We start from the raw sequence: 12,647 nt of genomic DNA on the forward strand, positions 1-12,647 counted from the left end.
TTGAACAAAATAATCAATACAGCACCTAGCACCATGACCGACGCCCCTGCTAGTTTTTTCCACAACTGGGTTTCTTGAAAAAAATGAACGCCAAAAAACACACTTACCAAGGCTGAAATTTGAAACAAAGCTAAGGCGTAACTTACTTGAATGCCTTCAAAAGCAAAGTTGGTCGAAAGTTGCATCAACCCCGTTGAAATAGCTAAGGCTAAGAAATGCCATTTATAAGCTTTAAACGCTTGAAATTGAGGTAAAAGTGGTTCGTTTTTTTGTAGAAAAAGCAATCCAATTAACGAGAAAAAAAAGCCCCCAATACACCATGAAACATACGCCAACGTGGGGTTGGTAGCGATGATGATTTTCTTCAAAAATAAGGCATCCGTGGCGGAAAGAAACAGGGCGAAAAAACGGTAACGTACTTCGGGTTGTTGGAATAATTTCCAGCTCAGTGCATGTGTAGAACCCGATTGACTCAAGACAAAATAGCTCCCCGCGACAATCAATAACATTCCTACAACACCCCAACGATTGGGAATTTCTCCCAATAAAAACAATCCAAAAATTAGGCTGACCAACGACTTGTAGGCATTGACTGGGCCCAAAACTGATAAATCGCCGTGTTGGAGGGATTTGACCAAAAAATAATTGCCTCCTACTGCTAACATGTTAAAAATAAGGGAGTTTTTCCAAAAAGAGTTGGGTAGGTTGGAGGGGGGAGCTGCCAATAAGTAACCGAGACAACCCAAACTGAGAACCCCGTAGGTACAAGTGACAATAAACAAAGGATTGGCTTGGCGCTGGGTTAGGTATTTTTGGAAAACGTTGGATAAAGGGTTTACCAAAATCCTAATCCCAATCGCCAAAGTCGTTGTAGTTAGAATGAGTAAGAGCATTCGCTACGGTAAAAGTTTGAGATTTTTGGCATCCCATTTTACCACTTTTTTCTCAAAATAGCTTTTGTTACAGGCCAACACGGGTGCCGCCGCTCGGAAACCAAACAACGGCCCTTCGATCACGGGTTTGTTGTCTTTGATGCCTTCAAAAAAGTTAGCAAAGTGGTTTTTATGGGCGTCATCGCCTTGGGGAGCGTCAAATTTTACTTCTTTGACGGGCTCAGGTGTGCGCGAATCGGCGGGGTATTTGGCGTCGTAGGCCGCTAAATATTCTTTTTGTTGGGCGTCCGAAAACGTACCGAAGCTTTCGCCATTGCCATAGCCTGGTGCAGCTGGCAATTTACGTTTTGTAAGCGTGAGCGAATCACCGCCAAACGTAATTTCACCTTCGTTACCAACGATGCGGGTAACGTTTTTGATGGAACCTGCGTTGGCAAAATTAACCCTTAGTACCATTTGGAAGGCATCAAATTTGCCTTGGGCGGGGTATTCCATGCTTGCGACCATCACATCGGGTACGTCGCGGCCGTCTTTCCAGTACGAAAGTTGTCCTGAGGAATAAATTCGACTAGGCCCCAGCGAACCTGTCACGAAGTGAACACCTGTAATGAGGTGGACAAACAAATCGCCTGCTACACCCGTGCCGTAGTCGCGGTAGTTGCGCCAGCGAAAAAAGCGAACGGGGTCGAATGCACGTTTGGGGGCGTCACCTAGAAAGGTTTCCCAGTCGATGGTTTTGGGAGAGGCATCGGTTGGAATGGAATATTGCCACGCGCCAATGGCGTTGAAACGGTCGTTGGTGGATTCGATAAAGTTAATGTTTCCAATATCGCCCGCTTCCACCAAGCGTTTTGCTTCTTGAAAAGCGGCCCCGCTAATGCGTTGACTACCAACTTGCATGACCTTTCCTGCGGCTTTTGCGGCGGCAATGACGGCCGCTCCTTCTTCGATGTTTTGCACCATCGGTTTTTCGCAATAAACGTGTTTGCCTTTTTTGAGGGCGGCCATCGAAATGCGGTCGTGCCAGTGGTCGGGCGTCACGATGAGAACCGCATCCACGTCTTTTCGTTCAAGTACTTCGCGGTAGTCGCGGGTGGTAAATACGTGATTACCAAATGTTTCTTTTACGTGGGCGAGCCGTCCATCGTACAAGTCAGCCGCCGCAACTAGCTCACACATATCGGTGCGTAAGGCGGCTTTGGTGTCCTGAAAACCCTGAATCCCCATTCCGATGGTAGCAATTCGGATTTTGTTGTCGTTGAGGCTTTTAATGATATTGAAGTGAGGAACAGCGGCCGTAGAAGCCGATACAATTCCAAGTTGTTTGACGAAGTCGCGACGGTTGGTTTTCATGTTTCTTTTTTTGCAGGCAGAGACGCGTATAAGGCTAAAAGCCTAGATTTAAGTGGTTTTACTTTTTCGAGCTAGTAACTTTTGTAATAACCAAACGATAAATAAAACGACCAATACAAAAGCGACCACGGGCAACCAAAAGGTAAAAAGTGAAAAGCCGATGGCGGTGACATTTTCGACGGTAGAGACGACGGGATTGGCCAGCCCCCCGCTGAATTTGGTGGAAGCCAGTCGGACCAGGCTCGTTCCTGCTTGGATGAAACCTGCCGTTCCTCCGCCCATGATGATTCCTAAGCCCCACTGTAACAATGGGTTGTCAATTTCGATGAAAGAAGTGGTCAATAACGTGCCTGCGGCTACGGCGGCGGGTGTCGCGATGGTGTCTAGCAAGTTGTCCACCCAAGGAATGTAATAGCCGCCAATTTCGAGCACGGTTGCACTGGCTAGTACTGCGATGGCCGCCCACGTTCCCATCCATTCAAAGCCTGTATCGACATTGACGAGGCCAAAATGAATGCCCAAGCTGCTGATGAGCAGGGGCACAAACACCCGAAAACCTGAACAAGCCGCTAAGCCGACGCCCAAGCAGAGACTGAGGAAAATTTCCATTTTTGGATGTGTTGAACCATATAAGACATATAAGGGATTATAAGAAAACCTTCTATGCTCTTATATGTCTTATATGGTTCAAAAATACTATTTTATCACGTAAGCAGTCACCGTATTTTTATAAAAGTTAGGGACTAAAACCGTTTTTTTATTCGGAATAAACCCAAAATCAGCCGTATTCACTTGCGGATTTTTGCTGTCGATGAGTTTCCATACTTTACCATCTGGTTTGACGCAATAAACTTCACCGTGCCAACACGAAATCAAGTAGTTATCACCATGACGAAGAATCCCATCGGCGGTTTTGTTGGTCATGGCCCATGAACTGAATTTTTTGGTGTCATAATCCAATTTCCACAAATTGCCTGTTCCTGCGGAAGCGACAATCAGGTGCTCTTTTTCGGCAAAAACGCCGTTAGGGCCTTGCAAATTAGGGTCATCCAGAAACAATTCTAATTTTCCATCGGCGTATCGGTACAGTTTATGACCCCGCGAATCACTCACAAAAATTTCTCCTTTGGGACTTACGCTAACGTCATTGAGCATCACCGAACCAACGGCCGCATGACGTTTCAGAATAGCTCCTGAGGTTAAGTCGATTTCGACAAGGTCTTTTAAATCAGCCACAAACAACGATTTTTTTATAATACCCATGCCCTTGGGGTCATTAAGCCCTGTCGTAAATTTGAGGTTTTTAATTTTCCCATCGGTGCTCAAAATCGAGATAAAGCCGTCACCGTCGGGGTTATCAACGTTCATTTTGTTGATGTTGGCCACAAACAATTGTTTCCCTTTGGGGTCGTACAAAACCGACTCGGGCGTGCGAAGGAGCGTGTCCGATTTCCAAAGTTCTTGAAGGCTAATGGGGGCATTATCTTGCGCTTTTATTGAAAAAAAGCTACCAATAATGAGGGCGGAGGTAAGAAAAAATGAGGTTTTCACGTTAAAAAAGACTTGTTTTGCAATGACAATTATTTACACGAACCGTTTATCCTTTAAAGCAATGTTTCTCTCAAAACTACGCAATCCATTTCTAATTGCTGCCTGCTCGTTGGCGTTGACAACGGGGGCCATGGCTCAAAAAAAAGAAAATTTATTTAACGGTAAAGACCTCACAGGCTGGAAGGTATATGGTACCGAAAAATGGTACGTTCAAGACGGCGAATTGATCTGTGAAAGTGGTCCTGACAAAGGTTATGGGTACTTAGCAACCACCAAAACCTACAAGAACTTTGAACTTTCGGTCGATTTCAAACAAGGTGCCAACGGCAACAGTGGCGTGTTTATTCGTTCAAATATTCCTGATGGTAGCACTAAGATTAGCGGCTGGCAGGTAGAAGTAGCCCCTCCAAACCACGATACGGGCGGAATTTACGAATCGTACGGCCGTGGTTGGTTGATTCAGATTCCCGATGAGAAAGAAGGCTTTTTGAAATTTGGCGAATGGAATACCCTTAAAATCAGAGCAGAAGGGCCGCGCGTTCGTACGTGGTTGAACGGACACGAAATGGTGGACATCAACGACGAGAAAATTGGCGCTGGAAACGGGTCAATTGCTCTTCAAATTCACGACGGTGGAGGCATCAAAGTGAACTGGAAGAATTTAAAAATTAAGTCGTTGTAATTATTTACCTATCTTTGCGGTATAGTTACCCGATGCGCGTGGGAAGTAGCTACTTTCCACGCTTTTTATTTATACAAGATTACATGACATTTGACTCACTTCAATTAATTGACCCTATTCGCCGCGCACTAACGGCCGAGGGATACGAAACTCCAACCCCGATTCAGGCCGAAGCCATTCCGATTGTTTTGAGCGGAAAAGATTTGCTCGGATGCGCCCAAACGGGAACGGGAAAAACCGCCGCCTTTGCCATTCCTATACTTCAACTTTTGTCGGAGCGGCAATTGCACCGAAATGCGAAACAACGCGCCATTAAAGCCCTCATTCTGACGCCAACCCGTGAGTTAGCGATTCAAATTGGGGAAAGTTTGGCCTCTTATGGCCGTTATACGGGTTTGAAACATACTGTTATTTTTGGCGGGGTAAAACAAGCACGTCAGACGGATGCTCTTCATAATGGTGTGGACATTCTAGTGGCTACGCCTGGGCGTTTGCTGGACTTGATGGCCCAACGCTTTGTGAGTCTGAAACACCTCGAAATTTTTGTGTTGGACGAAGCCGACCGAATGCTAGACATGGGTTTTGTCCACGATGTTCGGAAAGTGATTGCGGTACTGCCTCCGCGCCGTCAATCGTTGTTTTTCTCGGCCACGATGCCCCCTGAGATTGTCAAATTGGCCGATACCATTTTGCACGAACCCGAAAAAGTAGAGGTGACGCCCGTTTCGTCAACGGTGGATTTGATTCAGCAATGGGTGTATTTTGTGGACAAAGAAAACAAAGCAAATTTGTTGATTCATTTGTTGGAAGACCCAAAAATTGAGAACGCACTGGTTTTTACGCGGACTAAATTTGGGGCCGATAAGGTGATGAAAGTGCTGATGCGTCATAACATTAAAGCGGAGTCAATCCACGGTAATAAATCCCAAAATGCGCGCCAAAATGCGTTGAGTAACTTTAAAGCAAAAACTACCCGTGTCTTGGTAGCGACGGATATTGCCGCGCGTGGTATCGACGTGGACGAATTGGCGCACGTATTCAATTACGAAATACCGAATATTCCCGAAACCTACGTCCACCGTATCGGTCGGACAGGACGCGCGGGAGCTTCGGGAACGGCTTATTCATTTTGCGAAACGGAAGAACGTAAGTCGTTGAAAGATATTCAAAAATTGATTGATAAGGTTATTCCTGTCGTCGAAGAACATCCGTATCCTCAGAGTCAGAAGCCTGGAAATGAGGTTGCTAAGCCTAAGCCACAGGCCGCAACTCAAAAATCAAACAATTTCCAAAGATCGAGACCCAAGCCGTCGGGCAATGCTCCCGAACAAGGAAGTGCTGCCAAAGCAAAGAGTGGACAACGTCCTTGGTATGCCAAACGCAATGAGGGTAAAAAAGGCCCTCGATAGTCATAAAAGAAACGCACTCGACAAACTGCCGAGTGCGTTTACTTCTCTTAACACAGCCATGAATTTACGTTTAAACGTTAAATCCAAACGTAAAACTGTCGGTAGGCTCGTCGGAATAAATCCCTTCGATTTGAACCCTTGTTCCTTTTTTACCTTCAATGGCATTTTTGAATTCTTGCACCGAGTGAATCGCTTTGCCGTTCAACTTCGTGATGATGAATCCCTCTTGTACGCCTGCTCTTGAAAGCTTTCCTGCTTCGATGTTGCCTACTTTGGCACCTCCTTCAATGCCATTTTCTTTTAAAACTGTTTTTTCACGAGGCGACAAGTCGTTGAGCTGAACCCCAAGGTCATTTAAGACAACTTCGGCGGCATCGGGTTTCAACAATTGATTACCACCGTCGCGGTTACGAAGCGTTACGGCTACGTCTTTGACACTGCCGTCGCGGCTAATGGTGAGTTTTGCCGATTCCCCAGGTTGTTTACGACCAATCAATTCTTGCAATTGAGGTACAGTATTTACGTTGTTACCATCAACTTTCACAATCACATCCCCAGGTTTTAGACCCGCGTCTTTGGCGGCACTGTTGGGCGAAAACGATTTTACGTACACCCCTTCGGTTTCTTTTACGCCGTATTCGTCGGCTTTTTTGCTGTCCAATTCGTCGAGCATAATGCCCAAATAACCACGTTGTACGTTGCCGTACTTAATCAAGTCGCCCGCTACTTTTTTGACCAAATTAGAAGGGACGGCAAATGAATAGCCTGCATAACTTCCTGTTGGACTGGCAATTGCGGTGTTGATACCTACCAATTCACCTTTGAGGTTGACCAACGCCCCTCCCGAATTACCAGGGTTTACGACGGCATCCGTTTGGATGAAGGACTCAAGGGGAGAATCGCCCTTACGCGCAGGGCCGCTAAATTCGTTTTGTTGCTTTTGACCAATGATTCCTAATCCACGACCTTTGGCGCTAATAATCCCCGTCGTAACGGTCGATTCCAAGTTAAATGGATTCCCAACGGCCACGACCCATTCACCAATTTTGGCCGCATCGGAGTTTCCAAAGGTCAATGCCTGCAAGTTTTTGGCAGGAATCTGAATCACCGCCAAGTCGGTCGAAGGGTCGGTGCCAATCACCTTGGCCTTGTACGTGTGTTTGTTGTTCAACACAACTTCCAGTTCCTCGGCGCCTTCAACCACGTGGTTGTTGGTGACAATGTAGCCGTCAGGACTAATAATGACGCCCGAACCAGACGCCTGCTGCTTTTGAGGGCCTTGCTGGCTATTGGGAGCGCGGTCGCCAAAAAACTCGCGGAAAGCTTCGGGAATCTGAAGTTGTTGGGCACTTTCTCCCCTCGTTTTGATGGTCGAGGTAATGTGTACGACGGCAGGCATCGAAACGTCGGCGGCGTAGGTAAAATCACCTGGCACGCCAGCGGGGCTTCCTGCGGAAGTGAGCTTGGCCAACGAAGCTAACGGTGCTTCTTTCAATATGACATTTTGATTTGTTTGGTGGAGCAATTCTAAGGCTCCCACTGAAACTCCCCCTGAGATTAACCCTACCAAGGCGAGCTGTTTCCAATGTTGACTCATGGCTTTTTCGTTGTTTATAGGTTGTAAGAATCGTTTGTCAACGCCTTTGTGGCTGATTGATGCAACAAGATTACGGCGCGATTTTGTAGAGATTCTGTAGAAACGAGGGGCCGAGTGTTAAGAAATGTTAAATGAGAGTTGGACGCGGTGCCAACCGTCTTGGAAGTGGTAAGAAATAGGGAAATGGTAGGTATCAGCAATCTGTTTGACAAGCGCCAACCCTAACCCAACGGAATCGGTTCGGGAAGAACCTTTGCTGAATCTTTCCCAAAGTTGGTCAACGGGAAGGGTAGGTTGGGGGCCTGTATTGGATAAAATAAGGGTGTTTTGGGTAAGTTCAACCCGAATGCTACCGTTGGGCTGGTTGTGTTTGAGGGCATTCCCAAGTAGGTTGTTCAACAACACATCCACCAACAATTTATGGATGTTGAGGCGAACATTGGGCGCAATCTGCTGGTGAAGGGCCAAGCCTTTGTCATGAATGAGCGGTTCCCAGAGGTCGATTTTTTCGGAAAGCAACGAACTCAAATCAAGCTCCACGGAGTCGGTAAATTGACCGTTTTCTATTTTGGTTAACAACAACAAACTGTGGTTCATTTTGGATAAATTTCCCACCGTTTCAATCAGATTGCCGATGCGTTCGAGTTGTTCTTCGGTCAGGTTGGGGGCTTGAATGAGTAAGTCTAAATTGGACGCAATGACGGCCAACGGCGTTTGGAGTTCGTGAGAGGCGTTTTCGGTAAACGTTTTAAGGCTTTGATAATCTTGTCGAAGTTGATTGGTCAATTTCGTCAGATTAGACTGGAGCGTTTGAAATTCAGTGATGCTCGTTCTCCGAAACTTTAAAGGCTCTTTTTGTGCCAATTGGAACGTTTTGAGGGTATCAAGGGTGCGGTAAAACGGTTTCCACAGGCTTCTTGAAAGACGGTAATTGATAAAAAACAACAACCCCACCAAGACGAGACTCAACCCAGAAAATGCCAACAAAAGAGCTTGTTTGAGACCTTGGGTTTCGTACAATGCTTTTCGGATGTTGACTTGGTAATAGCCGTTGAGTGTCGCAATCCCAAAACTAAGTTGACGATACGCTAAGTATTCTTTTTGGACGGTACTAAACAAAACGGTGTCACCCATCACCATCGGCAGGGGAGGATGCGTGCGAACGGCCCAAAGGCTGTCGGAAATGGAGAACCAGCGTTTGGGCAAAACCCCAATTTCATTGACATACTCTTCCACTTGTTCTTTTTCGTGGAGCAACTGCTCGGAGGCTTCGTTGTCCATGATTTTGTGCAAAAACCAAAAGCAACTCACGCCCCCCACGGCCAAGGCGACAAGACAGGCAAGTAAAAAAGAGCGAGTGGCTTTGGAGATGAGCGTCATGCGGCCAATTTATAACCTACCCCATACACCGTTTGAATGTAGTCGGGGCAGCCATGTTCGGATAGTTTTTTTCGGAGATTTTTCATGTGCGAATATAAGAAATCAAAGCTATTGGCTTGGTCAATTTCATCGCCGTAAAGGTGTTCAGAAATGGCTCCTTTGCTCAGCACGCGGTTGGCATTGGCCACCAGATACATTAATAAATCGTATTCTTTGCGGGTGAGGACAATTTCCGAATCGTTGACCCACACTTCTTTGGAATCAGGCACCATGCGAATATCGCCAAATTTGATTTCACGGTTGCCTGCAAACTGCCGCCGCCGTTGAATGGACTTGATTCGGGCGTTCAGTTCGGACAAATGAAAAGGTTTGGTTAAATAATCGTCGGCGCCGAGTTCGAGCCCCAATATTTTATCGTCGAGCGCATTTTTGGCTGAAATGATGATAATTCCCGCCTGTGACTGCGTTTTTTTGAGCAAATCGACCAAATCGAGCCCTGAGCCGCCAGGAAGCATGATGTCAACCAACACGCAGTCGTAGTCATACACGCCAATTTTTTCTTCGGCAGCCTGATAAGTAGAAACCCACTCACACACGTGGCCTTCGCTGGCTAGGTATTCGCGCAATGGATGTGCCAATGATTCTTCGTCTTCAATGATTAAGATTTTCATAATCTCTACCAAATTTTCTTACAAACACATTTACGCATTTTGAGGAGGAAGTGTTGTGTAAGCCCGTGTTTAAAGTTTTACCCGCAGATAAGCGCAGATGTAGAGCCGCAGAATACCGCAGAAGAATGGGTTGAAAAAGTCTTTTTTCTGCGAAAATCTGCGTTTGTACTATTCAGCGGCATCTGCGAGTAATTAATAATGAACTGAGATAAAAAAGTGATTAAAACTTAAAAAAATACGGTGAAATGCAGTTTTCTACAGATTTTCTAAAGATTCTTCGTCTTCAATGATTAAGATTTTCATAATCTCTACCAAATTTTCTTACAAACACATTTACGCATTTTGAGGACGAAGTGTTGTGTAAGCCCGTGTTTAAAGTTTTACCCGCAGATAAGCGCAGATGTAGAGCCGCAGAATGCCGCAGAAGAATGGGTTGACAAAGTCTTTTTTTAGCGTAAATCTGCGTTTGTATTATTCAGCGGCATCTGCGGGTAATTAATAATGAACTGAGATAAAAAAGTGATTAAAACTTAAAAAAATACGGTGAAATGCAGTTTTCTACAGATTTTCTACAGAATTGTGGTATTGTTTTGGTCATGAAAATAACCCAATTAATAGCTAGAAAACAATGAAAAAGTTCGTAAAAATGGGGTCAGTGGTTTTCGGGATGATAGCCCTGACTGTTTCAGCTGCTTTCGCCCAAGTAAGTGCAGGAATCAACCCCGCTGCTGATTTGGGTAAGTACAAAACCTTTGCTTGGTTACGTCCTGACGTCAAAGCGGGGCCTAATCCGATGTATAATAGCGATTTGCTTTCGGCCACCGTCAAGCAGTCAGTGGGGACGGAGTTGCTCACCCGTGGAATGAAGGAAGACGAAGAGGCACCTGATGCACTCATTCAGTTTCATACTTACACCCAGCAACAACGCCGCACCAATTACTCAGGTGGTTTTTATCCCTACTTCGGTGGATGGGGGCGTTGGGGCGGTTTTTACCCTTACGGCATGATGGGCTGGGGGGGAGGAGGTTATCCTTACCAAACCCAATACACCGAAGGAACGCTTGTCATTGACATTCTGGATGCCAAAACCAAAGAAGTACTTTGGGAAGGGGTGGCTCAGGGCACGTTGAGCGGTAAAATCAACCGCATCCAAAACCAAATCAATTCGAGTGTCCGTAAAATGTTTACCAAGTATTATCCATTAAAACAAACTGTGTCATGAAAACGCTAAAGCACGCTCCATTTCAAGGGGTACGTCGATTTATCGGCATAGGGGTAGTCGCTTTCGTTACCCTTTTTACCCTCGATTCTTGTTCGCCTAATACCTATACAATCGCTTCGGGTACTACTTACCAAAGCTACGTACCTCCCACTTGGGCTCCTCAAGGCGCTGCGGTCGCGGGTGTTCAGTACTATTATTTGCCCGATTATGGCATGTATTACGACTTGTCGTCTCAACTATTTTGGTACAACAATGCGGGTATTTGGGCTTCATCGGCCTTTTTGCCAAGTATGTATGCTGGGATAAACCTTAATTCGGCCTATATCGTCATGCTTAATCAAGGCATTCGACGTCCTTGGTTAAACAACTCTTTTTACGTGCGTCGTTACCCTGCTGGTTATTACGCTCATCGTTCTGGTTTTTCTCCCGAAAACCGAATTTTGAACATGCCACGTCCTGCTAGTCCTCGTATGTCGGCTGGAAATATAGGGCGCCAAAACTACCGCAACGAATCAGCGCGGACGTATCAAGCACGACCCCAAACTCGTCAGTCGTACCAGTCGTTTTCGGCGCCAAGAAGTTATGGCTATGGAGGTGGAGGATTCCGAGGTGGGTTTAGTGGCGGCGGTCGAGGAGGCCGACACTAACAGGTGAAGTCGGTTTTTAACACGTGAAGTCGGTTTCTCAAAACCGACTTGATTGGGCCAAATCTGTCGCGAGAGGTTTCTCAAAACTGATTGAAACGAGGTTTTGAGAAACCTCTTTGTCGGTTTTGAGAAACCGACAGCACAACAGCAAAGACCGATTGAAACGAGGTTTTGAGAAACCTCACTTTCGGTTTTAAGAAACCGAAAGCACGGACAGCACTTAATTTTGAATAATAAGCACGTTGAATTTATTGCCATTGAAAAAATATTCCGACTCACGGTCGCCAATAAAAAGGGCATCCACACAAGCCGCCGTGTTGGTACAGTCGAGTCGGGCGCTGAACCTACCTACCGTGTAGCGTTCGTTGCTGCTTGGTATCAGGTACCAATAGCCGTTATTGTATTGAACCCCACCGAAGGTTGAGACTTGAGCCGTTACCATCAAGATGGCATTGGCGTTATTGTTGCACATCGGGTGGTCGATTCTGATGGCGTAACATTTACCCCCAGCGGCCGTAATCAAGGAAGGTGAACCCGAAAATGGGAGTGCGGAATAGGTATTGACTCCTGAGGTTGCTGTTACTACAAACGCCGCAGGGTTGCTCCCCGAAAAACGAATGCTTCCACCCACATCCAATGTTGCTTGGGGCGAGGGCTGATTGACTCCTACTTTTCCATCATTGGCAATGCTTAGCCGTTCTTGCATGTTGAAAACGCCCCCTGAAAACGAATAGCCCGTTGAAAAAGCCATGCGGGCTGCCGAATTTGACGTGCCGATGGTAGAGATAATTCCAGTAGTGTAGTTACTGCCTCCAAATACAATAGAATTGGTTAAACCCGTGCTTAACGCGTTGAGGTGTTGAAGGGATAGGATATTGGAGAAATTATGACGTATCGTAAGCTTTGAGGTAGGCGATTCGGTGCCTACGCCCAAGTTGCCCGTATTGGCATTGAAGAGGTTTGTTCCCGAATTGACCCAGCCTGGCGTTGGGCTACCTGAGTTACCAATTGGTACATACACCGACCCGTTCCAGAACCGAAGTTCTTTAGCCGAATTATCATAATACAATCGGCCTTCTTGGGGATTGCCATTTGTATTGGGCGTCAGGGTAATGGACTGAGCATTCAGAGAAAGCACATTCAAAAAAAGAAGTGCTGCGGTTAGCATGGATAACTGTTTCATTGTCGTATAGAAATTTGAAGTGAGGGTATTCTTTACGACAAAAATTGCTGCTAATGCTC

At 46.0% G+C, this 12,647-nt stretch carries 12 protein-coding genes; 4 read left to right on the forward strand and 8 right to left on the reverse strand.

The features are described 5' to 3' along the window. The 4 genes from FHS57_RS09080 to FHS57_RS09095 all read right to left on the reverse strand — a co-directional run. Positions 1-893, reverse strand: an 893-nt coding sequence (locus FHS57_RS09080; protein WP_183972727.1) for an EamA family transporter, incomplete at its 3' end; no start/stop codon positions are given. Between the two features lie 3 nt (positions 894-896). Next, positions 897-2,246 (reverse strand): Gfo/Idh/MocA family protein, encoded by a 1,350-nt coding sequence (locus FHS57_RS09085; protein ID WP_183972729.1) that lies wholly within the window; start codon positions 2,244-2,246, stop codon positions 897-899. A 48-nt stretch (positions 2,247-2,294) separates the two neighbouring features. Beyond that, positions 2,295-2,855 (reverse strand): DUF4126 domain-containing protein, encoded by a 561-nt coding sequence (locus tag FHS57_RS09090; protein ID WP_183972731.1) that lies wholly within the window; start codon positions 2,853-2,855, stop codon positions 2,295-2,297. Positions 2,856-2,942: 87 nt separating this feature from the next. Further along, positions 2,943-3,797 (reverse strand): SMP-30/gluconolactonase/LRE family protein, encoded by an 855-nt coding sequence (locus FHS57_RS09095; protein WP_183972733.1) that lies wholly within the window; start codon positions 3,795-3,797, stop codon positions 2,943-2,945. A gap of 61 nt (positions 3,798-3,858) precedes the next feature. Here FHS57_RS09095 and FHS57_RS09100 point away from each other — a divergent pair, with 61 nt between their 5' ends. Further along, the gene (locus FHS57_RS09100) at positions 3,859-4,479 is read left to right on the forward strand and encodes a 3-keto-disaccharide hydrolase (RefSeq protein ID WP_183972735.1); all 621 of its coding nucleotides are present in this window, start codon (positions 3,859-3,861) and stop codon (positions 4,477-4,479) included. Between the two features lie 83 nt (positions 4,480-4,562). Continuing rightward, the gene (locus FHS57_RS09105; RefSeq protein ID WP_183972737.1) at positions 4,563-5,888 is read left to right on the forward strand and encodes a DEAD/DEAH box helicase; all 1,326 of its coding nucleotides are present in this window, start codon (positions 4,563-4,565) and stop codon (positions 5,886-5,888) included. Between the two features lie 70 nt (positions 5,889-5,958). Here FHS57_RS09105 and FHS57_RS09110 read toward each other — a convergent pair whose 3' ends face one another. The 3 genes from FHS57_RS09110 to FHS57_RS09120 all read right to left on the reverse strand — a co-directional run bounded on the left by FHS57_RS09110 (position 5,959) and on the right by FHS57_RS09120 (position 9,536). After that, positions 5,959-7,485, reverse strand: coding sequence for a Do family serine endopeptidase (locus tag FHS57_RS09110; RefSeq protein WP_183972739.1), 1,527 nt, complete (start codon positions 7,483-7,485; stop codon positions 5,959-5,961). 117 nt (positions 7,486-7,602) lie between these two features. Further along, positions 7,603-8,865, reverse strand: a complete 1,263-nt coding sequence (locus FHS57_RS09115; protein ID WP_183972741.1) for a sensor histidine kinase — start codon at positions 8,863-8,865, stop codon at positions 7,603-7,605. Continuing rightward, complete coding sequence (locus tag FHS57_RS09120) at positions 8,862-9,536, reverse strand: response regulator transcription factor (RefSeq protein ID WP_183972743.1); 675 nt, start codon at positions 9,534-9,536, stop codon at positions 8,862-8,864. Before FHS57_RS09120 ends, FHS57_RS09115 begins: the two co-directional genes overlap by 4 nt. Positions 9,537-10,164: 628 nt before the next feature. Between FHS57_RS09120 and FHS57_RS09125 the strand changes: the two genes are divergently transcribed. Then, positions 10,165-10,758: a DUF4136 domain-containing protein gene (locus tag FHS57_RS09125; RefSeq protein ID WP_183972745.1), complete on the forward strand. Its 594-nt coding sequence runs from the start codon at positions 10,165-10,167 to the stop codon at positions 10,756-10,758. After that, a complete protein-coding gene (locus FHS57_RS09130; RefSeq protein ID WP_183972747.1) occupies positions 10,755-11,405 on the forward strand; it encodes a hypothetical protein in 651 nt (216 codons plus the stop codon). The genes FHS57_RS09125 and FHS57_RS09130 overlap by 4 nt, the downstream gene beginning before the upstream one ends. Before the next feature lie 220 nt (positions 11,406-11,625). On the opposite strand, the gene FHS57_RS09135 is transcribed toward FHS57_RS09130, so the two are convergent. Continuing rightward, the gene (locus tag FHS57_RS09135) at positions 11,626-12,588 is read right to left on the reverse strand and encodes a hypothetical protein (protein ID WP_183972748.1); all 963 of its coding nucleotides are present in this window, start codon (positions 12,586-12,588) and stop codon (positions 11,626-11,628) included. Positions 12,589-12,647 lie beyond the last annotated feature (59 nt).

The sequence above is a fragment of the Runella defluvii genome, from assembly GCF_014195535.1.
Taxonomy (GTDB): domain Bacteria; phylum Bacteroidota; class Bacteroidia; order Cytophagales; family Spirosomataceae; genus Runella; species Runella defluvii.